14 protein-coding genes are annotated in these 22,376 nt (G+C 60.4%); 11 read left to right on the forward strand and 3 right to left on the reverse strand.

Features of this window, described 5'->3' with window-relative positions; all coding sequences use genetic code 11:
* The first annotated feature begins 263 nt into the window (after nt 1-263).
* The 4 genes from PSH64_RS12525 to PSH64_RS12540 all read left to right on the forward strand — a co-directional run bounded on the left by PSH64_RS12525 (nt 264) and on the right by PSH64_RS12540 (nt 5,271).
* Nucleotides 264-2,825, forward strand: coding sequence for an S-type pyocin domain-containing protein (locus tag PSH64_RS12525; protein WP_305480822.1), 2,562 nt, complete (start codon nt 264-266; stop codon nt 2,823-2,825).
* Nucleotides 2,815-3,090, forward strand: a complete 276-nt coding sequence (locus PSH64_RS12530) for a bacteriocin immunity protein (protein WP_230172559.1) — start codon at nt 2,815-2,817, stop codon at nt 3,088-3,090. The genes PSH64_RS12525 and PSH64_RS12530 overlap by 11 nt, the downstream gene beginning before the upstream one ends.
* Nucleotides 3,091-3,195: 105 nt before the next feature.
* Nucleotides 3,196-4,764: an S-type pyocin domain-containing protein gene (locus tag PSH64_RS12535; protein WP_305480823.1), complete on the forward strand. Its 1,569-nt coding sequence runs from the start codon at nt 3,196-3,198 to the stop codon at nt 4,762-4,764.
* 63 nt (nt 4,765-4,827) lie between these two features.
* A complete protein-coding gene (locus PSH64_RS12540) occupies nt 4,828-5,271 on the forward strand; it encodes a polyketide cyclase (protein WP_305480824.1) in 444 nt (147 codons plus the stop codon).
* A 128-nt stretch (nt 5,272-5,399) separates the two neighbouring features.
* On the opposite strand, the gene PSH64_RS12545 is transcribed toward PSH64_RS12540, so the two are convergent.
* Nucleotides 5,400-5,825: a YciI family protein gene (locus PSH64_RS12545; protein WP_019579276.1), complete on the reverse strand. Its 426-nt coding sequence runs from the start codon at nt 5,823-5,825 to the stop codon at nt 5,400-5,402.
* Between the two features lie 325 nt (nt 5,826-6,150).
* Here PSH64_RS12545 and tpx point away from each other — a divergent pair, with 325 nt between their 5' ends.
* From tpx to PSH64_RS12580, 7 genes are all read left to right on the forward strand, one after another.
* The gene (gene tpx / locus PSH64_RS12550; RefSeq protein ID WP_105342071.1) at nt 6,151-6,651 is read left to right on the forward strand and encodes a thiol peroxidase; all 501 of its coding nucleotides are present in this window, start codon (nt 6,151-6,153) and stop codon (nt 6,649-6,651) included.
* Between the two features lie 181 nt (nt 6,652-6,832).
* Nucleotides 6,833-8,149 carry an MdtA/MuxA family multidrug efflux RND transporter periplasmic adaptor subunit gene (locus PSH64_RS12555; protein WP_305480825.1) on the forward strand — a complete coding sequence of 439 codons (1,317 nt, stop codon included), beginning with the start codon at nt 6,833-6,835 and terminating at the stop codon, nt 8,147-8,149.
* Complete coding sequence (locus PSH64_RS12560; RefSeq protein ID WP_305480826.1) at nt 8,146-11,250, forward strand: MdtB/MuxB family multidrug efflux RND transporter permease subunit; 3,105 nt, start codon at nt 8,146-8,148, stop codon at nt 11,248-11,250. The genes PSH64_RS12555 and PSH64_RS12560 overlap by 4 nt, the downstream gene beginning before the upstream one ends.
* Complete coding sequence (locus PSH64_RS12565) at nt 11,247-14,354, forward strand: efflux RND transporter permease subunit (protein ID WP_305480827.1); 3,108 nt, start codon at nt 11,247-11,249, stop codon at nt 14,352-14,354. Before PSH64_RS12560 ends, PSH64_RS12565 begins: the two co-directional genes overlap by 4 nt.
* Nucleotides 14,351-15,832, forward strand: a complete 1,482-nt coding sequence (locus PSH64_RS12570) for an efflux transporter outer membrane subunit (RefSeq protein ID WP_105342063.1) — start codon at nt 14,351-14,353, stop codon at nt 15,830-15,832. Before PSH64_RS12565 ends, PSH64_RS12570 begins: the two co-directional genes overlap by 4 nt.
* 266 nt (nt 15,833-16,098) lie before the next feature.
* Nucleotides 16,099-18,234 carry a bifunctional diguanylate cyclase/phosphodiesterase gene (locus PSH64_RS12575; protein ID WP_305480828.1) on the forward strand — a complete coding sequence of 712 codons (2,136 nt, stop codon included), beginning with the start codon at nt 16,099-16,101 and terminating at the stop codon, nt 18,232-18,234.
* Nucleotides 18,235-18,427: 193 nt separating this feature from the next.
* On the forward strand, nt 18,428-19,174 hold the full coding sequence (locus PSH64_RS12580) for an SDR family oxidoreductase (RefSeq protein WP_105342058.1): 747 nt from the start codon (nt 18,428-18,430) through the stop codon (nt 19,172-19,174).
* Between the two features lie 116 nt (nt 19,175-19,290).
* On the opposite strand, the gene mapR is transcribed toward PSH64_RS12580, so the two are convergent.
* Nucleotides 19,291-20,700, reverse strand: coding sequence for a GntR family transcriptional regulator MpaR (mapR, locus tag PSH64_RS12585; RefSeq protein WP_105342056.1), 1,410 nt, complete (start codon nt 20,698-20,700; stop codon nt 19,291-19,293).
* A 189-nt stretch (nt 20,701-20,889) separates the two neighbouring features.
* Nucleotides 20,890-22,320: a cytochrome c oxidase accessory protein CcoG gene (ccoG, locus tag PSH64_RS12590; RefSeq protein WP_305480829.1), complete on the reverse strand. Its 1,431-nt coding sequence runs from the start codon at nt 22,318-22,320 to the stop codon at nt 20,890-20,892.
* Nucleotides 22,321-22,376 lie beyond the last annotated feature (56 nt).

The raw sequence follows: 22,376 nt of genomic DNA on the forward strand, positions 1-22,376 counted from the left end.
TGGCCAATAGCGTGAACGGTGGCTGGTCATTGCCGCCAAAACCAGGGGATGCAGTGGTCGTTTCTCAAGTGAAGGCCCTTTTTTACTCTAGCAGCTGGTTGTCGCGTCAACCGTCTGATCGTGCTGCTCTTTTATCGAACTCATCCTTTTGATGTGTCGGCTTGGTGGCCGATCCTTCGATATAAATCCCATCCGATAACTATGTACCGCACCTGACCACTGCTCCATCGACATGCTGTGCCCTACAGACAAGGAGTGACTGTATGGCACAACAAATACATAACGATGGATCGTCAGGAAGTGTCGTCATCAGGTCGGGACCGCCCGCTTCGAGTGGTGGTTCTGGCGGTGGTTTTGGCGGTGGCGGAGGGGTTTCAGGCGGGTTCGGTAAAACCAGCAAGAACAAGCAAAAGGCCCGAAGGCGGGCCATAGAAGCGGATCGTCAGAAAAAGCAAAAAGAGCGCGAGCAGGCCGAGGCGGCTCAAGCCCAGGCTCAGGAACAGGCCCGTGTTCAGGCCCTTCACCAGTTTCTTGCGGGGCTGGCGCAGCGTCATGACGCCATCAGAGCCGAGGTGGATCGTCGCTTTGCCGACAAGGCCGGTCAACTCGCGTCATCTCTCGAACACGAAATATCGGCTGCGCGACGGCCACCCAATAGCGACTCGAGCGAACGCTGGCAGCTTTATCTGATAACCAAGGAAAAAAACGAGATCGACGGGCTTACCACCCGTAAAACTGCCGAGCTCAATGCAAAAAACGCGGTTGCTCGGTCCTTCGATGGACACGATCCATTCGCCCGCACCTCGAACGATTACCTGACGCGACTGGGGCAGTTTGGTCAGGCACTCAATGACGGCCATCAGATATGGGAAAACGCCTATAACGCGGCCCATGAAGTCCGATTGCTGACATCGCAAATCAATGCGCTCACGGACAAATCCAATGCGCTGGCAAGGCATCATGCCGAGCAGACAGTCGTCTGGCGCGAAAGGGAAGCCGTGTGGGAGGCCCAGCGTCAGTACGCCGAGCAGCGTGAAGCACGGGTTCGCTTCAAGCAGCAAGCCGATGAAGATGTACGGGTTGAACGGGTCAGGCAGGCTAACACGCTGACTATTCCCGTTACCTCGGTTGCCGCTGGCGGGATGGTTTTGACGCGTGACGGCGCATTCGTGGCGCGGCAAGCGGCGGCAGTGCTTGAGGCGGCGGTACAGTCTGCCGTCAGCACCCTCATCGATTTCGGACGCATTGCCGCAAAAACGGGGCCGGTGTTCGTCACCGCGATGGTGTACTCGCCCACCCTCGGCAACAGTGAGTTGAGCGTCGAGCAACGTCGGCGTTTGTTCCAGGCTGTCGCCATTCCCGCGCAAGCGCTGGGGCTTTCCGATGGTCGAGCACTGCAATCGATTGCTGATTCCGGTGGCTCGGTGGAGGCGGCATACCGGCTCAAACCCGAAGCCGTGTCAGAGGGCACCGCCATCATTGCTGTCGCTACCGGCGATGAGATTGATGCTGATGTGCCGGTCATCAATGCGGTACTCGACCCGCTGACCGGGTTCTACAACGCAAAGATCCCCGGATTCCCGACCAGGCACCTTCAATTCGCGCCGGGCGCTGCCGCTCAGGCTGCCACGACGAGCCAGGCGGGGCTGGCGAAGTTGACGCCGCAGATCCAGCACATCCCGGTAGGTGTCGACCTGCGCATTCAGGACTGCATTGTTTGCGTACCAGGCTTACCACCGACTTACCTGTCCTTCAATCAGCCACCCATGGGTTCGGGTGTCGTCACTGGGAGCGGTCAACCGGCCACGGCTGACTGGTGGAAAACGGCACGCAAGGTGACAGGCGCCGCCATTCCGACACAGATCGGCGATCAGTTTAGAGGTCGCGAAATCAACTCGTTCGGCGCTTTTGACGAGACGCTGTGGCGAACGTTGGGCGAGCATCCGGCGCTCACGGCCCAGTTCGATGAGGTCAATAAAAAACGCATCGAACAAGGTTTTGCACCCTATGCGCCAAAAAGCACTTGGGTTGGTGAACGGCGTGAATTCGAGCTGCGTTATCAAGAGCTTGCGGAGTTGGGTGAAACCCCCTTCAACCTCGACAAAATCAGCATCACCACGCCGCAAAGCACCCACGGACAGTTGGGGATCACCCCTGCGGTTCTGCCTTGGCCGATTAACCCCGTTGGCGTCGGAACCTGGACACCTCTCGTTCCGCCGGGTATCGAACACCTCGATCCTACAACCTCACCGGTTACACCGTCGATTCCAGCGGTTTATCCCGGCACCCCGGTCATCCCGGTCCTACCGCAAAACGAGACCTTTCCGGCTGTTGACGAAGGGCAGATCGGTGCCAGTATTCCTGGGTATCCGGCGGATATGGAGTTGCCCTCGTCGGATGTGTTGTTTCTGGATCGGCGGGATGATCCGGGGGTTGCTACGGGGGTTGGGCAGACGGTTACAGGGATTTGGTTGGGGGAGGCTGCAAGAGCAGAGGGTGCGGCGGTTCCTGTCCAGATTGCGGATCAGCTAAGGGGGAGGGAGTTTGCCAATTTTCATCGGTTCAGGCGGGCGTTTTGGAGGACTGTTGCGGCGGATACGACATTGAATCACCAGTTTAGTGCTCACAATTTGAACAGAATGCGCGAGGGGCTCTCTCCGTACCCGCCGTTAGCTGACCAAAGCGGCGGACGCAAAACGTTCGAACTTCATCATGATGTTGAAGTTTCAAAAGGTGGGGAGGTCTACGGCTTGGACAACATATCGGTAATGACTCCAAAACGTCATATTCAACTGCACAAAGGGAATGGCAATCATGATTTTTAAAGAGAGGCTGGAGGACTACACAGAAGCGGAGTTTTTATCTTTTTTGGAGGAGTTTTCCAATCAATCAAGTGGTTTGAAAGGGCAGGCGTTGGAGGATTACAGGGACAGACTCCTCACGCATTTTGAACGTGTCACTGAGCATCCAGGCCGTTCAGACGTCATCTTCTACCCCAAAGAAGGCCAGGAAGACAGTCCTGAGGGCATCCTGAAAGAAGTCAAAGAATGGCGTGCACGTAATAACAAGCCCGGCTTCAAACCAGAGTAACTGCACTGATCTAAACGCAAACAATTCACACGCATCTGCTCATCACAATATGAGCAGATGTCGTTACCTGGGCAGTTGTGCGCCAGAAACAAGGAAGCAATAAAGATGGAACTAAAAACAACACTCAAGTATTACACCGAACCGGAATTCCAGGCTCTGGTCGACAGGATCTGGGCTGTCGATTTACCGAAAACGGACCACGATCAATTGATCAATCATTTCGACCGCATCGCCGGTCACCCCAAAGGTGCGGACCTGCTGTTTTATCCGCCAGAGGCTAGCTACAACGCCTACTCATCCGGCTCGGTCGTGTATTACGTCAAAGGCTGGCACCACAAACAGGGCAGTGCTGCGTTCAAGGGGGAAAGTATTCCCGTCCCCAAACCTGTTGCGACAGGGCCCAAAGCGCCGTTGACCCTGGCGCAGATGACGCAGCGGCGTATTGCACACAACCTGGCTGACGTACAAAAAGTCGCTGTAGATCTGACGGTCTCCGAGCGAGCGGCAGAAGCGGCACTTACTGTGTTCGAGCAACGAATAAAGCACCTGCGTCAACGACAGAGCGCACACGTGGACATCCGTGAGCGTGAAGCGGACATCCGTGCCCTGGAGGCTTCTGAACTTGAAGCGCGTCTGGCAGCCCACCGGTACGAATTCTGGAAAATGCGCATCGAGTTCAAACGAGACAGCGCCCACCGTGAACTGCCCTACGCCGGATCCGAACACGCGCAGTGGCAGAGCATCGCCCAGCAGATCAACGCCACTTACGACCGTTATCTGACGAAATTGAATGAGATCAATCAACGCCTCCGCGGCTTTCAAGTGGACGCTGAAACGTTGCTGGTGACGGCGCAAACACAACTCGTCGATCAGCGTTATCAGCAGGGAACAGGGCCGACTCAGACGTCCGGGCTGCTTTTTGCACCGCTCGCCTTTGCCAATGCGCGACCGGGTATTTTCCTCGATGGCGGCCTTTCGCAACCCTTGGAGACCCATCGGGTTGCGCTGCAAAAAGCCATGCGTTCGGCGGTGGCGGAGTTTACCTGGCAGATCACCTCGGGAACCGATGAGCATCAAGGTCAATACGCAGCCGTTCTGCAATTCGATTTTTCCAGTCGGGCCGAAGTGGGGAAGTATGGGATCAGCGTTCCTCTGTCCGAGTTGCTTCCGACCGAGGGCCAGGATTGGCAAAGCCTGGCTGCGTCTGGCGCTGAGGTCGATCTTCCGTTCCGGTTGAGCAGCGGTATGTACACTGTTGCGCCAGGAACGATGTCTCGAGGTCTGAGAGAAATAAAGACATTGTGCCAGGTGGCTCTCACGCCCACTAATGGCAGCACGTTGTCGCCCGGAGTAAGGGTACGGGCCGCCGTCTGGAGCGAGCCGCTGAAGACCTACTGTTTCACCGCTGACGGGCCAGTCCCGGAGACCGTGAGCTGGAGCGCTCCGGCTCCCTTTGCAAGCACGTCGACCCTGGCGCCGGCCGCCGAGTATCGGCTGGGGTTCCTGCGGTCTTCGCCTGTGCCCTTGCTTGAGTCCTTCAGCGACATGGCGGCGATTCGTTTCGATGACTATATCGTCGTCTTCCCGCCTGCGTCTGGCCTGGACCCGCTTTACCTCATGTTCAGAGACCGGCGCGAATATCCCGAAATGACCATGGGTCAAGCAAAACCCTAGCGTGACTTTGCGCTAACGCAGCGACTAATAAGTATCCGCCAAACAAAGGAATGTTTACCGTCTATGCCTGTTCTGGAACTTACCACCCTGATCCCCAACCGCACGCCCGAGCTGGTCCTCGAGTTTTGCCTGGAAGGTCTCAACGCTCCGAAGATCTTTGTGGAGCGAGTCACACTGTTGAGCGACGTCGACCTAAGTAATCTGCGCATCGAAGCCGGCCATCAATTCCACTTTCGGCACTGGATGTTTAACGTCATACCTTTGAGTTGGACGGTGGTGATCCGTGAGGTTGGCCATCACCATTTCATCGATGAAATGCTTGAAGGCCCGATGGCTGTCTTTCGTCATGAGCATCGGGTCGAGGCAGCAGACGGCGGTACGCTTTACACCGACCTGGTCACTTACAAGGCGATTGGCGGCGCACCTGTGGAGTGGTTGCTGGTTAATGGCTACCTGCGCAGAATTTTTTCGGCGCGCCACCGCAATATGTTGCGCTTGCTCGGTTAAGCCGCCCATATGCGGTGTTGTGAAAGCGGGCTTGGCTCGCGAAGACAAACATCATTGTTGAATGTAGAACTGCGCGTAGGAGCTGCCGGAGGCTGCTCCTACGGTGTAAGGGGTGTGTCAGGTGTGCTTCAGTGCTTCTTCGCCTGCGCCCGCACGCGCTCTTCCTGTTCACGCAGTTCCGGGGTGAACTCGGCACCGAAATCTTCGGCCTCGAACACCTGGCGAATCTCGATCTCGGCCTCTGTACCCGGCATTGGATTCGGGCAACGCTTGACCCACTCGATCGCTTCCTCTTTTGACTTCACCTGCCACAGCCAGTAGCCGGCGATCAGCTCTTTGGTTTCGGCGAACGGGCCGTCGATCACTGTGCGTTTATCTCCCGAGAAGCGCACACGGGCACCTTTACTGCTGGGCTGCAGGCCATCGCAATCGATGAGGATGCCGGCCTTGGCCAGTTCCTCGTTGTAATTGCCCATTGCGGTCATCAGTTCTTCGCTGGGCATCACGCCGGCCTCGGAATCGGGGCTGGCTTTTACAATGATCATGAATCGCATGGTCTTGTCTCCGCTGGTTTTGAGTGACTCACTGTCTAGTCGAATGGCCATGCGCTAAATCGACAGCGCGGCCAAAGAAAGATCGCCGCAAACCTTCTGATACCCCCAGCAGGCGTTGCCCATGGCTGTGATCTCTTTCTATTGACCTCTTGGGGGACGCTGAAGATCAATAAATCGAAGCCTTCGCGCGATAGGTTGCAGTTGCCGGGCTGGTCTCTCTCGGGCTCATGACAATTTGTGTTTTTGCATAGGTCGTCAGTCAATTTCGTGGTTAACTTCGACCTCGTCAAAATTCTCCACATCAACGTTCAGAAGGACTCCGTTCATGGCTCAAGTCACTCTTAAAGGCAACCCGGTTCAAGTCAACGGCCAATTGCCACAAGCCGGTTCCCAGGCGCCAGCCTTTTCCCTGGTCGCCGGCAATCTGTCCGACGTGACCCTGGCGAGCTTCGCCGGCAAGCGCAAAGTGCTGAACATCTTCCCAAGCATCGACACCCCGACCTGCGCCACCTCGGTGCGCAAGTTCAACGCCCAGGCCAATGACGTGGCCAACACCGTGGTGCTGTGCATCTCCGCCGACCTGCCGTTCGCTCAAGCCCGCTTCTGCGGCGCCGAAGGCCTGGAAAACGTGCAGAACCTGTCGACCCTGCGCGGTGCCGAGTTCAAGGAAAACTACGGCGTAGCCATTGCCGATGGTCCACTCAAAGGCCTGACCGCCCGTGCCGTTGTGGTTCTGGACGAAAACGACAAGGTCCTGCATAGCGAACTGGTCAAGGAAATCGCTGAAGAACCGAACTACGACGCAGCGCTCGCCGTTCTGAAGTAAGAGAAGTCGTTACAATTGTTAACGGCCTGGCCCTGTCCAGGCCGTTTTCATTTGTGCTTCAGTGTTTTAGCTATACCTCCTGTTCCGTAAGCCAAAGGTAAATTGCCGGTAAAGGCGCTTTGCTTAATACCCGCCAGTGCTTATCGTTCAGCCTCCCGTAGAAAAAAAGCGCACGCGCCCAATGGTTGATCATTCCATGCAATCCTCCGCTTCCCGCAATCCTCGTCGCTGGCTGTTCGGCCTGCTGGTCCTGTTGGTCATCGCCGGCCTGTGCTGGAAGTTCTGGCCCGCTGGCAGCAGCCCGAAGGAGGGTGTGGGGCAGAAAGCCGTTGCCGGGCATACCGGTCGGTCGGGGGGGATGCGTCCGGGATTCGGCGGGGCGACGGGACCGGTTCCGGTGCGCGTGGCGCCGGTGGTCAAAGGCGATTTTCCGCTGTATTACAAGGCGCTGGGCACGGTCACGGCGCTGAACACCATCAATGTGCGCAGCCGCGTCGGTGGCGAACTGGTCAAGGTCTATTTCGAAGAAGGGCAGATGGTCAAGGCGGGTGACCTGCTGGCCGAGATCGACCCGCGTCCTTATCAGAATGCCTTGCTCCAGGCCGAAGGCACCTTGCTGCAGAATCAGGCGCAATTGAAAAACGCCCAGGTCGACGTCGAGCGCTATCGTGGCCTGTACCGCGAAGACAGTATCGCCAAGCAAACCCTGGACACCGCCGAAGCGCTGGTCGCCCAGTATCAGGGTACGGTCAAGACCAATCAGGCGGCGGTCAACGACGCCAAGCTCAATCTGGAATTCACCAAGATCCGCGCTCCGATCACCGGGCGTGTGGGCCTGCGGCAGCTGGACGTCGGCAACCTCGTGGCGGCCAACGACACCACGGCGCTGGTGATCATCACCCAGACCCAACCGATCAGCGTGGCCTTTACCTTGCCGGAAAACAGCCTGGACACCGTGCTGACCCGCTATCGCACCGGTGCCAAGCTGCCCGCCGAAGCCTGGGACCGTGGCGACACCCAATTGCAGGCCACCGGCGTACTGCAGAGCCTCGATAACCAGATCGACGTCACCACCGGCACCCTGAAATTCAAGGCCCGCTACGAGAACCGCGATCAAGCGCTGTTCCCGAATCAGTTCGTCAACGTGCACCTGCTGGCCGATACCCTTAAAGATGTGGTGCTTGCACCCTCGGCGGCGATCCAGTTCGGCACCAACGGCACATTCGTCTATGCCCTGGACGGCGACAAGAAGGTCACCATCCGTCAGCTGAAAGTCGGCGCCAGTGACGGGGAAAACACGGTGATTACCGAAGGCCTGGCCGTCGGCGATCGAGTGGTGCTGGAGGGCACCGACCGCCTGAAGGACGGCAGTGAAGTGGAAGTGGTCAACGACAGCAAGGATGTACCGACCACCCCGACCGAACACCTGCAAGGCAAATCGGCGGCGACTCCGGTTGAGCCGGCGGCCACCGACAAGGCGAAAAAGGGCGGCGCATGAACATCTCGCGGCTGTTCATCCTTCGCCCGGTCGCCACGACCCTGAGCATGCTGGCCATTATTCTGGCCGGTGTGATCGCTTATCGGCTGCTGCCGGTGTCGGCATTGCCCCAGGTCGATTACCCGACCATCCGCGTCATGACGCTCTATCCCGGCGCCAGCCCGGATGTCATGACCAGCGCCGTGACTGCGCCGCTGGAGCGTCAATTCGGCCAGATGCCCGGCCTGACCCAGATGGCCTCGACCAGTTCCGGTGGCGCCTCGGTGCTGACCCTGCGGTTCAGCCTCGACATCAACATGGACGTCGCCGAGCAGCAGGTGCAGGCCGCGATCAACGCCGCGACCAATTTGCTGCCCAAGGATTTGCCGGCGCCGCCGGTGTACAACAAGGTCAACCCGGCGGATACCCCGGTGCTGACCCTGGCCATCACCTCCAAAACCATGCTGTTGCCCAAGCTCAATGACTTGGTCGATACCCGCATGGCGCAGAAAATCGCCCAGATCAGCGGCGTCGGCATGGTCAGCATTGCCGGTGGTCAGCGTCAGGCGGTGCGGATCAAGGTCAACCCCGAGGCCCTGGCGGCCAACGGCCTGAACCTGTCGGACGTGCGCACCTTGATCGGCGCCTCCAACGTCAACCAGCCCAAGGGCAACTTCGACGGCCCGACCCGGGTGTCGATGCTCGACGCCAACGACCAGCTGACTTCCCCCAAGGACTACGCCAACCTGATCCTCGCTTACAAAAACGGCGCGCCGTTGCGGCTCAAGGACGTGGCGGAAATTGTCGATGGCGCCGAGAACGAACGCCTGGCGGCGTGGGCCAATGAAAACCAGGCCGTGCTGCTGAACATCCAGCGTCAACCCGGCGCCAACGTCATCGAAGTGGTCGACCGGATCAAGGCCTTGCTGCCGAGCATCACCGACAACCTGCCGGCCGGCCTCGACGTCACGGTGCTCACCGATCGCACCCAGACCATCCGCGCCTCGGTCACCGACGTGCAACACGAACTGCTGATCGCCATCGCCCTGGTGGTGATGGTCACGTTCCTGTTCCTGCGGCGGGCCAGTGCCACGATCATTCCGTCGGTGGCGGTGCCGCTGTCGTTGATCGGCACCTTCGGCGTGATGTACCTCGCCGGGTTTTCGGTCAACAACCTGACCCTGATGGCGCTGACCATCGCCACCGGTTTTGTGGTGGACGATGCGATCGTCATGCTGGAGAACATTTCCCGCTTCATCGAAGAGGGCGACAGCCCGCTGCAAGCGGCGCTCAAGGGTGCCAAGCAGATCGGCTTCACCCTGATTTCCCTGACCCTGTCGTTGATCGCGGTGCTGATTCCGCTGCTGTTCATGGCCGACGTGGTGGGGCGCTTGTTCCGCGAGTTCGCGATCACGTTGGCGGTGGCGATTCTGATTTCCCTGGTGGTGTCCCTGACCCTAACGCCGATGATGTGCGCGCGGTTGCTCAAGCGTGAGCCCAAGGAAAAAGATCAGGGCTGGTTCTACCGCTCCAGTGGAGCGACCATCGACTGGATGATCGCCGCCTACGGGCGCAAGTTGCAGTGGGTGCTCAAGCATCAGCCGCTGACCTTGCTGGTGGCCATCGGCACGCTGGCATTGACCGTGTTCCTGTACATGGTGGTGCCCAAGGGTTTCTTCCCGGTGCAGGACACCGGGGTGATCCAGGGTATTTCCGAGGCGCCGCAGTCGATTTCCTTCGCGGCGATGAGCGAGCGTCAGCAGCAACTGGCCAAGGTGATTCTGGCTGACCCCGCGGTCGAGAGCCTGTCGTCCTACATCGGGGTCGACGGTGATAACTCGACGCTCAACAGCGGTCGCCTGCTGATCAACCTCAAGTCCCACAGCCACCGCGACCTGAGCGCGACCCAAGTCATTGCCCGCCTGCAACCGGAGCTGGACAAGCTGGTCGGCATTCGCCTGTTCATGCAGCCGGTGCAGGACCTGACCATCGAAGATCGGGTCAGCCGTACGCAGTACCAGTTCAGCATGTCGTCGCCGGATGCCGAGTTGCTTAGCCTGTGGAGCGAGCGTCTGGTCGAAGCCCTGGCGCAACGGCCGGAACTGACCGATGTCGCCAGCGATTTGCAGGACAAGGGCTTGCAGGTTTATCTGGTGATCGACCGCGATGCGGCGTCGCGGGTCGGCGTGTCGGTGGCGAACATCACCGACGCGCTGTATGACGCCTTCGGCCAGCGGCAGATTTCCACCATTTACACCCAGGCCAGCCAGTACCGCGTGGTGCTGCAATCGCAGTCCGGCGAGAAGATCGGCCCCGATGCGCTGAACCAGATTCACGTCAAGACCACCGATGGCGGACAAGTGCGTCTGTCCAGCCTGGCGCATGTCGAGGAGCGTCAGGCGCAACTGGCGATCACCCACATCGGCCAGTTTCCGGCGGTGATGATGTCGTTCAACCTGGCGCCCGGCGTGGCGTTGGGGCATGCGGTGCAGATCATCGATCAGGTGCAGAAAGACATCGGCATGCCGATTGGCGTGCAGACCCAGTTCCAGGGCGCGGCCGAAGCGTTCCAGGCATCGCTGTCGAGCACCTTGCTGCTGATCCTGGCGGCGGTGGTGACCATGTACATCGTGCTCGGCGTGCTCTACGAGAGCTATATCCATCCGATCACCATCCTCTCGACCTTGCCCTCGGCGGCGGTCGGCGCCTTGCTGGCGCTGCTGTTGAGCGGTAATGACCTGGGGATGATCGCGATCATCGGCATCATCTTGCTGATTGGTATCGTGAAAAAGAACGCGATCATGATGATCGACTTCGCCCTCGAGGCTGAACGTAATCAAGGCATGGACCCGCAGGCTGCGATCTATCAGGCGGCGCTGTTGCGTTTCCGGCCGATTCTGATGACCACCCTGGCGGCATTGTTCGGCGCGGTGCCACTGATGCTCGCCACCGGTTCCGGCGCGGAGTTGCGCCAGCCTTTGGGTCTGGTGATGGTCGGTGGCTTGCTGGTGAGTCAGGTGCTGACGCTGTTCACCACGCCTGTCATCTACTTGTACTTCGACCGCCTCGGGCGGCGCTGGGGCCGTAAGGCCCAGTCCGTGGACCCGGTAGAACAGCCATGAACCTGTCCGGACCTTTCATCAGGCGCCCGGTCGCGACGATGTTGCTGAGCCTGGCGATCATGTTGCTGGGCGGCGTGAGCTTCGGCCTGTTGCCGGTATCGCCGTTGCCGCAGATGGATTTCCCGGTGATCGTGGTCCAGGCGAGCCTGCCCGGTGCGAGCCCGGAGGTCATGGCTTCCACCGTGGCGACGCCGCTGGAGCGTTCCTTCGGCGCGATCGCCGGGGTCAACACCATGAGCAGCCGTTCCAGCCAGGGCTCGACCCGGGTGATTCTGCAGTTCGACCTGGACCGCGACATCAACGGCGCGGCGCGGGAAGTGCAGGCGGCGATCAACGCCTCGCGCAACCTGCTGCCGAGCGGGATGCGCAGCATGCCGACCTACAAGAAGGTCAACCCATCGCAAGCGCCGATCATGGTGCTGTCGCTGACCTCGGATGTGCTGGAAAAAGGCCAGCTCTACGACTTGGCCTCGACCATTCTGTCCCAGAGCCTGTCCCAGGTGCAGGGCGTGGGTGAAGTGCAGATCGGCGGCAGTTCGTTGCCGGCGGTGCGCATCGAGCTCGAACCCCAGGCGCTCAACCAGTACGGCGTGGCACTGGACGATGTGCGCACCACCGTCGCCAACGCCAACGTGCGCCGGCCCAAGGGCTCGGTCGAAGACAGCCAGCGGCTGTGGCAGGTGCAGGCCAACGACCAGCTGGAAAAAGCCAAGGATTACGAGTCGCTGATCATTCACTACGCGGACGGCGCGGCCCTGCGCCTGAAGGATGTGGCCAAGGTCAGCGACAGCGTCGAAGACCGCTACAACAGCGGGTTCTTCAATGACGACGCAGCGGTGTTGCTGGTGATCAACCGCCAGGCCGGCGCCAACATCATCGAGACGGTCAACGAGATCAAGGCGCAATTGCCGGCGTTGCAGGCGGTGCTGCCGGCCAGCGTCAAGCTGAACCTGGCGATGGACCGCTCACCGGTGATCAAGGCCACCCTGCACGAAGCGGAAATGACCCTGTTGATCGCCGTGGCGCTGGTGATTCTGGTGGTGTTCCTGTTCCTCGGTAACTTTCGCGCCTCGCTGATTCCAACCCTGGCGGTGCCGGTGTCACTGGTGGGCACGTTCGCGGTGATGTACCTCTACGGCTTCTCCCTGAACAACCTGTCGCTGATGGCGCTGATTCTGGCCACCGGGCTGGTGGTGGACGACGCCATCGTGGTGCTGGAGAACATTTCCCGGCACATCGACAAAGGCGTGCCACCGATGAAGGCCGCCTACCTCGGGGCGCAGGAAGTCGGCTTCACGCTGCTGTCGATGAACGTTTCGCTGGTGGCGGTGTTCCTGTCGATCCTGTTCATGGGCGGGATCATCGAAAGCCTGTTCCGCGAGTTTTCCATCACCCTGGCGGCGGCCATCGTGGTGTCGTTGCTGGTGTCGCTGACGCTGACGCCGATGCTCTGCGCCCGCTGGCTCAAGCCACATACGCCGGGGCAGGAAAACCGTCTGCAACGCTGGAGCCAGCGGGCCAACGACTGGATGGTTGGCAAATACGCCACCAGCCTCGACTGGGTGCTGCGTCATCGCCGACTGACCTTGCTCAGTCTATTCGTGACGATTGGCGTGAACATTGCGCTGTATGTTGTTGTTCCTAAAACATTTATGCCGCAGCAGGATACCGGCCAGCTGATCGGTTTCGTACGTGGCGATAATGGCCTGTCGTTCAGCGTGATGCAGCCGAAGATGGAAACCTTCCGCCGCGCCGTGCTCAAGGACGACGCGGTGCAAAGCGTTGCAGGGTTCATCGGTGGCAACAACGGCACCAATAACGCATTCATGCTGGTGCGGCTCAAGCCGATCAAGGAGCGCAACCTGTCCGCGCAGAAAGTCATCGAGCGTTTGCGCAAGGAAATGCCCAAGGTGCCCGGTGCGCAACTGATGCTGATGGCCGACCAGGACCTGCAATTTGGCGGCGGTCGCGAGCAGACCACCTCGCAGTATTCCTACATCCTGCAAAGTGGCGATCTCGGCGCGTTGCGCGAGTGGTATCCGAAAGTCGTTGCCGCCTTCAAGGCCCTGCCGGAGTTGACGGCAATTGACGCCCGCGAAGGCCGTGGCGCCCAGCAAGTGACGCTGATTGTCGATCGCGATCAGGCTAAGCGGCTGGGCGTGGACATGAATATGGTCACGGCAGTGCTGAACAACGCCTATAGCCAGAGGCAGATTTCGACGATCTATGACAGCCTCAACCAGTATCAGGTGGTGATGGAGGTCAATCCGAAATACGCCCAGGACCCGGTCACCCTGAATCAGGTCAAAGTGATCACCGCCGACGGCGCGCGGATTCCGTTGTCGACCATTGCCCATTACGAAAGCAGTCTGGAAAACGACCGGGTCAGCCACGAAGGCCAGTTCGCTTCGGAAAGCATTGCCTTCGACATGGCCGACGGAGTGACGGTGGAGCAGGGCTCGGCGGCCATCGAACGGGCGATTGCCAAGGTTGGCCTGCCGGAAGACGTGATCTCGAAAATGGCCGGCACCGCCGATGCCTTCGCCGCCGCCCAGAAGAGCCAGCCGTGGATGATTCTCGGCGCGCTGGTGGCGGTGTATCTGGTACTGGGGGTGCTGTATGAAAGCTACATTCATCCGCTGACCATTCTTTCGACCTTGCCGTCGGCCGGGGTCGGCGCACTGCTGTCGATCTATGTGCTGGGCGGTGAGTTCAGCCTGATCTCCTTGTTGGGACTGTTCCTGTTGATTGGCGTGGTGAAGAAAAACGCCATTCTGATGATCGACCTGGCGCTGCAACTGGAACGGCACCAAGGCCTGGAGCCGCTGGAATCGATCCGCAGCGCTTGCCTGCAACGGCTGCGGCCGATTCTGATGACGACTCTGGCGGCGATCCTCGGGGCCTTGCCGTTGCTGCTGAGCCGTGCCGAAGGGGCGGAAATGCGTCAGCCGCTGGGCCTGACCATCATCGGCGGGCTGGTCTTCAGCCAGGTGCTGACCCTTTACACCACCCCGGTGGTTTACCTCTATCTCGACAAACTGCGCCATCGTTTCAACCGCTGGCGTGGGGTGCGTACCGATGCTGCTCTGGAAACTCCGCTATGACTGACCGTTCGCTTCTCAACCTGGCTGCACCGCTGATCACGGCCCGAGGCTCGCGTTTGCTGAGCCTGTCGCTGTGCGTGGCGATGCTCAGCGCCTGCGCCATCGGCCCGGATTACCAGCGCCCGCCAGCCGCCACACCGGCGCAGTACAAAGAGGCGGCCGGCTGGCGTCAGGCCAACCCCAGCGATTCGTTGGCGCGTGGTGCCTGGTGGGAGCTGTATGGCGATCAGCAGCTCAACGGCCTGATCGAAAAGCTCAACAGCGCCAACCAGACCGTTGCCCAGTCCGAGGCCCAGTACCGTCAGGCCCAGGCTTTGGTGCGCAGTGCCCGGGGGGCATTTTTCCCGACGGTGGACCTGACCGTCAGCAAGAACCGCTCCAGCCAGGGTACCGGCAGCAGCAGTTCGAGCCTGAGCAGTTCGTCCAGCGGCATCCGTGACACTTACTCGGCACAGGCCGGGGTCAGTTGGGAAGCCGACATCTGGGGCAAATTACGTCGAGGCCTGGAAGCCGACACGGCCAACGCCCAGGCGAGTTTTGCCGATCTGGCGGCGATGCGCCTGAGCCAGCAATCGGAATTGGTGCAGAACTACCTGCAACTTCGGGTGATCGATGAGCAGAAACGCCTGCTGGAAGCGACAGTCGAGGCCTATCAGCGCTCGTTGAAAATGACCGAAAACCAGTACCGCGCCGGAGTTTCCGGCAAGGATGCGGTGGCCCAGGCCACCACTCAGCTCAAAACCACCCAGGCGGAAATGGTCGACCTGATCTGGCAGCGCGCGCAGTTCGAGAATGCCATCGCCGTGCTGATCGGCCTGCCGCCGGCCGAATTCAGCCTGGCCGAAACCCCAGACATCCCGGCGCTGCCCCAGGTGCCGCTGAGCTTGCCTTCGCAGCTGCTGGAACGGCGCCCGGACATCGCCTCCGCCGAACGCTCGGTGATGGCCGCCAACGCCAACATCGGCGTGGCGAAGGCGGCCTACTACCCGGACCTGACCCTGAGCATGAACGGCGGCTATAGCAGCAGCACGTATGCCAACTGGATCAGCCTGCCGAACCGTTTCTGGTCGGTCGGCCCACAACTGGCCATGACCCTGTTCGACGGTGGCCAGCGCTCGGCGGAAGTCGACCGCAGTGAAGCGGCCTACGACGAGACTGTCGCCAAATACCGCCAGACCGTGCTCGATGGCTTTCGCGAAGTGGAAAACTATCTGGTGCAGCTCAAGGTGCTGGAAGACGAGGCCAAGGTGCGCCAGGAAGCGCTGGATGCGGCGCGCGAGTCCCTTCGCTTGACCCGGAATCAGTACAAGGCCGGGTTGATTGCCTATCTGGATGTGGTGGTGGTTCAGGCCACGGCGCTGAGTAACGAGCGCAACGTGTTGAGCTTGTTGCAGAGCCGGCTGATTGCCAGCGTGCAGTTGATTGCCGCGCTGGGCGGCGGGTGGGACGGGCAGCTTCAGGTCAGCGACAAGCAATAGCACCACCCTGTGGCGAGGGGGCTTGCCCCCGTTGGGGCGCGAAGCGGCCCCCTGCATTCTTCAGATATACCGAACCGCCTTATTTTACGACTGCTGCGCAGCCGAACGGGGGCAAGCCCCCTCGCCACAGGGTCACACAAACGTTTCATCATCTTGGTGGCCTTTTGATTACTTTGTGAGTGCGTTCGTCTGCGGAATCAGTACAATCGCCGGCTTTGCTCCCCGAGAACAAATACAGTACAGCGGGGGCTGTTGCGAGAAATTTCATGCTCATCGGCAGTTATTCCCTTACGCTGGTTTTCATATCGCTCTGTGTGGCGATACTGGCTTCTTATACCGCGCTTGATCTCACCGGGCGCATCGCCACGGCCAAGGGCCGAGCGGTGCATTTATGGACAGCGGGCGGCGCTTTTGCGATGGGCATTGGCGTGTGGTCGATGCATTTCATCGGCATGCTCGCTTTCAAATTGCCAATCGACCTTGGCTACGATGCCACCCTCACGGCGCTGTCGCTGTTGATCGCGGTCCTGTCTTGCGGTTTTGCCCTGTGGCTGGTCAGCCAGCCACGTTTGCCGGTCTGGCAACTGGGGTTCGGTGCGCTGATCATGGGGGCCGGCATCAGTGCCATGCATTACACCGGCATGGCCGCCATGCGCATGCAGCCGGGCATCGATTACGATCCGACTCTGTTCGGCGCGTCGCTGCTGATCGCTGTCGGCGCGTCGGGCGCGGCATTATGGATCGCGTTCCGCCTGCGTCAGCACACGCCGTATGTTCGCCTGTTCCGTGGCGGTGCAGCCGTCATCATGGGCATTGCCATCGTCGGCATGCACTACACCGGCATGGCTGCGGCGCGTTTTGCCGACGGCAGTTTCTGTGGCGCGGCCGGCAGTGGGTTGAAGGGCGATGGCCTGGACAATCTGGTGCTGATCACCACCCTGGCGGTGTTGAGCATTGCCTTGCTGACCTCGATCCTCGATGCACGCCTGGAGGCTCGCACCGCGGATTTGGCCCACTCGCTGACCGAGGCCAATCGCGAACTCACCCAACTGGCGCTGCACGACACCCTGACCGGTTTGCCGAACCGGGTGTTGCTGGCCGATCGCATCGATCAGGCGATGTCGAGGGTGCAGGAGCAGGGCGGCTTTTTCGCGTTGATGTTCATTGATCTGGACGGCTTCAAACCGGTCAACGATGCTTTCGGGCACCACATGGGCGACCAGTTGCTGCGTGAAGTCGGCCTGCGACTGCGCGAGGATCTGCGCAGCCAGGACACCCTGGCGCGGATCGGCGGAGATGAGTTTGTGTTGCTGGTGCAACTGGGCGAGCCGAACGACGCGCTGAACCTGGCGGAGCGTCAGGTCAGGCAGATCGCACGCTCGTTCCGGGTCGCCGAGCATGACCTGCACATTTCCGCGAGCGTCGGCATTGCACTCTATCCGGGCAACGGCCAGACCGCCGAAGAATTGCTGATGAATGCCGACGCCGCGATGTACCACGCCAAAGGCGCGGGGAAAAACGGCCATCGCTTCTTCGACGCCTCGATGAACAGCAACGCGCGTAAACAGCTGCAATTGCTGCAAGACCTGCGCAATGCCGTCGATCAGCAGCAGTTCAGGCTTTATTACCAGCCAAAATTCGACGCCGGTCATGGCCGTCCGGTGGGTGCCGAGGCGTTGTTGCGCTGGGAGCACCCGACCCAGGGCATGTTGCTGCCGGACAGTTTCATCGATCTGGCGGAAAAAACCGGGCTGATCATTCCGATTGGCGAGTGGGTGCTCAACGAAGCCTGCCGTCAGATGCGCGAGTGGTATGTGCTCGGTTATACCGACTGGCGCATCGCGGTGAACCTCTCGGCCTTGCAGTTCTGCCACGCGGGGCTGGTGCAGAGCGTTGCCAAGGCCCTGGCCGCCCATCATCTGCCGGCCAACAGCCTGACCCTCGAAATCACCGAAACCACCGCCATGAGCGACGCCGATGCGAGCATGACAGTGCTGCAGGAACTGTCGGAAATGGGTGTCGACCTGTCTATCGATGACTTTGGCACCGGCTATTCGAGCTTGATGTACCTCAAGCGCCTGCCGGCCAATGAGCTGAAGATCGACCGGGGGTTCGTCCGCGATCTGGAGCACGACAGCGATGACGCGGCGATTGTCTCGGCCATCGTCGCCCTCGGCCAGGCGCTGGGTTTGCGGATCGTGGCCGAAGGGGTGGAGACCGGTGTCCAGCAGGACTTCCTGACCCAGCTGGGCTGCGACTCGCTGCAGGGTTACCTGCTCGGGCATCCGCTGCCGGCCGATCGCTTCATGGTCGACATACACCGAGCGGAACAGGTTGGGGACGTCGTACCTGTAGCAGCTGCCGAGCCCGCGAGGCTGCGTTCGGCGGCGAAGCCGTCGTAAACCCTACATGCAAGGTTGTACCGACACACCGCGATAGCCCATTTCACGACGGCTTCGCCGCCGAACGCAGCCTCGCAGGCTCGGCAGCTGCTACAAGATGTACCATGCCCCTTGATGTGGACCCATGCAAAACCGCGCAATGGCGGTTATTCTTGGCCCCGACTGCTTACGCTTGGAACGGGGGAACGCCAGCATGGATAAAGTCATCGTCATCACCGGCGGCAGCCGCGGAATCGGTGCCGCCACGGCCCTGTTGGCCGCCGAGCAGGGTTATCGGATCTGTATCAACTATCAGTCTGACGAGCAGGCGGCGCACAGTGTGCTGGAGCAAGTCCGCGCACTCGGCGCCCAAGCCATCGCCGTGCGCGCCGACGTCAGCATCGAAGACGAAGTGATCGCACTGTTTCACCGCGTGGACACCGAATTGGGTCGGGTTACCGCGCTGGTGAACAACGCCGGCACCGTCGGGCAAAAGTCGCGGATCGACGAAATGTCGGAATTCCGCATTCTGAAAATCCTCAAGACCAACGTCCTGGCGCCGATTCTCTGCGCCAAACACGCGATTTTGCGCATGTCGCCCAAACACGGCGGGCAGGGCGGCAGCATCGTCAACGTCTCCTCGGTCGCCTCGCGTTTGGGCTCACCCAACGAGTACGTGGATTACGCAGCGTCCAAAGGGGCGCTGGACAGCTTCACCATCGGTCTGTCCAAGGAAGTGGCGGGCGAGGGGATTCGCGTCAATGCCGTGCGTCCGGGTTACATCTACACCGATTTCCATGCATTGAGCGGCGATCCGGATCGGGTCAGCAAACTTGAGTCGGCGATTCCGATGGCCCGTGGTGGGCGGCCGGATGAAGTGGCGGAGGCGATTGTGTGGTTGTTGTCGGATAAGGCTTCTTATGCGACAGGGACTTTCGTCGACCTGGGTGGTGGGCGTTAACCCTTGGATTTGCTTTGTCTGTTCTGGCCTCTTCGCGGGCAAGCCATGTGACCAACACCGTTCATTGTGGGAGCGGGCTTGCCCGCGAAGAGGCCGGTACCGGCAACATCAAACCCTCAGAACGACCGCACAATCCGCCCCAACGTCTCCATCGCCTTCTCCGAATCCTCGGTCCACGGGCTGCCGTAATTCAACCGAATACAATTTCTGAACCGCTGGGTCGGTGAAAAAATCGGCCCCGGGGCGATGCTGATCCCTTGCGCCAATGCCATCTGGAACAATTTCAATGAATCCATCTGCGGCGGCAGTTCCAGCCACAGGAAGTAACCGCCGGCCGGTTGACTGACGCGGGTCTGGGCCGGGAAGTAGCGGGCGATGGCGGCGAGCATGGCACTTTGCTGTTCTTCCAGGGCGTAGCGCAGTTTGCGCAGGTGCCGGTCGTAGCCGCCGTGTTGCAGATAATCGGCGATCGCCGCCTGGGCAGGCATCGAGGCGCACAACGAGGTCATGAGTTTCAGCCGTTCGATTTTCTGCGCATAGCGCCCGGCGGCGACCCAGCCGATGCGGTAGCCGGGGGCCAGGCTCTTGGCGAACGAACCGCAGTGCATCACCAACCCTTCGGTGTCGAAGGCCTTGGCCGGTTTCGGCGCCTGTTGGCCGTAATAGAGCTCGGCGTAGACGTCGTCTTCGATCAGCGGCACCTGATGGCTGCGCAACAGCTCCACCAACTCCTGCTTCTTCGCCTCGGGCATGGTCGCGCCCATGGGGTTCTGGAAACTGGTCATGCACCAGCAGGCCTTGATCGGGTGCCGTTCCAGGGTTTGGGCGAGCACGCCGAGGTCGATACCGTCTCGCGGGTGGACGGGGATTTCCACGGCTTTGAGCTTCAGCCGTTCCAGCACTTGCAGGCTGGCGTAAAACGCCGGGGCTTCGATGGCCACCAGGTCGCCAGGTTCGGTGACGGCTTGCAGGCACAGGTTCAGCGCTTCCAGCGCGCCGTTGGTGATCAGCAGTTCTTCCATCGGCAGCATCAGCCCGCCAACCATGTAGCGCAGGGCGATTTGTCGACGCAGTTGCGGGTTGCCCGGCGACATGTCGGTGACCACCATGCGCGGGTCCATCTCCCGGGCGGCACTGGCCAGCGAGCGGGACAAGCGCTGCAGCGGGAACAGCGTGGGGCTGGGGAAGGCCGAGCCGAAGGGCACGGTGGTCGGGTCCTTGATCGAGTCCAGCACCGAGAACACCAGTTCGCTGACATCGACTTCGGTGGACTCGTTGACCTGGCTGCTGATCACCGGCTCCGAGAACGGGCTTGGCGCATGCGTATTGACGAAGTAGCCGGAACGCGGCCGGGCGCGGATCAGACCGCGGCGTTCGAGCAGGTAATAGGCCTGGAACACCGTGGACGGACTGACGCCGTAAGTCTGGCTGGCGTAGCGCACCGACGGCACCCGATGACCGGGGCCCAGGACGCCGGAGCGGATCAGTTCAGCGATGTCGTCGGCGAATTTTTCGTAGCGTTTCATCGAGTGCCCGGTTAGTGAATTGTGCATTTTGTGGCGAGGGGGCTTGTCGGAACGCCGCATCGCCCGTTCGGCTGCGCAGCAGTCGTAAAACCAGACTGCTCGATATATCTGAATAATGTAGGGGGCCGCTTCGCGACCCAACGGGGGCAAGCCCCCTCGCCACAGGACAAAGGATTGCAGTTTAAAGGCTCAACGGTTCATCGGCGCAACAAACCGGCTCTTGGCCACGCTATAGATGCCCGGTTCATCGCTGTCGACAATCTTGAAAGCGATCGCCTGTGAGCTGCTGTTCGGTCGTTCCATGGTCATCGCCACCGATACCGGTACATCGACGATCTCGCCGGGGGCCAGGCTCAGTTCGGTCTTGCCTTGCAGCTGGAAGCCGTCGCCATCGACCAGCGTCAGACGGTAATCCTGACGTTGCTGGGTCTTGTTGATGACCTTCAGGCTGTAGATGTTTTCGATCTGGCCTTCACTGTTCTCGCGGAACAGGCCACGGTCCTTGCTCACGTCCAGCGATACCATCGGCCGCTCCACCAGCGCCAGGGCGAGGGCGCCGATCATCACCAGCAGCACTGCGGTGTAACCGATCAGGCGCGGGCGCAGCAGGTGGGTCTTGCCTCCCTGCAATTGATGCTCCGAGGTGTAGCTGATCAGCCCACGGGCGTAGCCCATTTTGTCCATGATCGAATCGCAGGCGTCGATGCACGCGGCGCAACCGATGCATTCCATCTGCAAGCCGTCGCGGATGTCGATGCCGGTCGGGCAGACCTGCACACACACCTGACAGTCGATGCAATCACCCAGTCCGACCTCGGCGGGTTTCACCTCACGCTTGCGCGGGCCACGGTTTTCGCCACGGGCCACGTCGTAGGAAATGGTCAGGGTGTCCTTGTCGAACATCACGCTCTGGAACCGCGCATACGGGCACATGTGCATGCACACGGCTTCACGCAGCCAGCCGGCATTGATGTAAGTGGCACCGGTGAAAAAAAGCACCCAGAACAGGCTGACACCGCCGATTTGCAAGGTCAGCAGTTCTTCGGCCAGGGGCCGGATCGGTGTGAAGTAGCCGACAAAGGTCAGGCCGGTGAGCAGGCTGATCGCCAGCCACAAGGTATGTTTGGCCGAGCGGCGGAGCAGTTTGTTCAGGCCCCAGGGCGCGGCTTGCAGCTTGATCCGCTGGTTGCGCTCGCCTTCGGTGATCTTCTCGCACCACATGAAGATCCAGGTCCAGGAGCTCTGCGGGCAGGTGTAACCGCACCAGACCCGGCCGGCAAAAACGGTGATCGCAAACAGGCCGAACGCGGCGATGATCAGCAGCGCCGACAGCAGGATGAAATCCTGGGGCCAGAAGGTCGCGCCGAAGATATGGAATTTGCTTTCGGACAGGTCCCAGAGCACCGCCTGGCGGCCGCCCCAATTCAGCCACACCGTGCCGAAGAACAGCAGAAACAGAAACCCCGCGCCACTCATGCGAAGGGTGCGGAACAGGCCGGTGAAGCTGCGTGTGTGGATCAGGTTGTCGCTGGACTTGGCCTTCATCTTTGGACGCGAAGGCTCATTGCTTTTTATAAATGAGGCAGGTTCAACGGTTCGGACGGGGATTCTATCGCTCATGGTCTTTCGCTCATCAGCCTCCATCAGGCCTGAGCACTATGACCGGCGATCTGTTT

It is taken from the genome of Pseudomonas sp. FP1742 (assembly GCF_030687145.1).
In the GTDB taxonomy this organism is placed as follows: domain Bacteria; phylum Pseudomonadota; class Gammaproteobacteria; order Pseudomonadales; family Pseudomonadaceae; genus Aquipseudomonas; species Aquipseudomonas frederiksbergensis_D.

Coding starts and splice junctions, on each gene's coding strand:
- PSH64_RS12525 (WP_305480822.1), top strand. CDS start 264: ATGGCACAACAAATACATAACGATGGATCGTCAGGAAGTGTCGTCATC.
- PSH64_RS12530 (WP_230172559.1), top strand. CDS start 2,815: ATGATTTTTAAAGAGAGGCTGGAGGACTACACAGAAGCGGAGTTTTTA.
- PSH64_RS12535 (WP_305480823.1), top strand. CDS start 3,196: ATGGAACTAAAAACAACACTCAAGTATTACACCGAACCGGAATTCCAG.
- PSH64_RS12540 (WP_305480824.1), top strand. CDS start 4,828: ATGCCTGTTCTGGAACTTACCACCCTGATCCCCAACCGCACGCCCGAG.
- PSH64_RS12545 (WP_019579276.1), bottom strand. CDS start 5,825: ATGCGATTCATGATCATTGTAAAAGCCAGCCCCGATTCCGAGGCCGGC.
- tpx (WP_105342071.1), top strand. CDS start 6,151: ATGGCTCAAGTCACTCTTAAAGGCAACCCGGTTCAAGTCAACGGCCAA.
- PSH64_RS12555 (WP_305480825.1), top strand. CDS start 6,833: ATGGTTGATCATTCCATGCAATCCTCCGCTTCCCGCAATCCTCGTCGC.
- PSH64_RS12560 (WP_305480826.1), top strand. CDS start 8,146: ATGAACATCTCGCGGCTGTTCATCCTTCGCCCGGTCGCCACGACCCTG.
- PSH64_RS12565 (WP_305480827.1), top strand. CDS start 11,247: ATGAACCTGTCCGGACCTTTCATCAGGCGCCCGGTCGCGACGATGTTG.
- PSH64_RS12570 (WP_105342063.1), top strand. CDS start 14,351: ATGACTGACCGTTCGCTTCTCAACCTGGCTGCACCGCTGATCACGGCC.
- PSH64_RS12575 (WP_305480828.1), top strand. CDS start 16,099: ATGCTCATCGGCAGTTATTCCCTTACGCTGGTTTTCATATCGCTCTGT.
- PSH64_RS12580 (WP_105342058.1), top strand. CDS start 18,428: ATGGATAAAGTCATCGTCATCACCGGCGGCAGCCGCGGAATCGGTGCC.
- mapR (WP_105342056.1), bottom strand. CDS start 20,700: ATGAAACGCTACGAAAAATTCGCCGACGACATCGCTGAACTGATCCGC.
- ccoG (WP_305480829.1), bottom strand. CDS start 22,320: ATGAGCGATAGAATCCCCGTCCGAACCGTTGAACCTGCCTCATTTATA.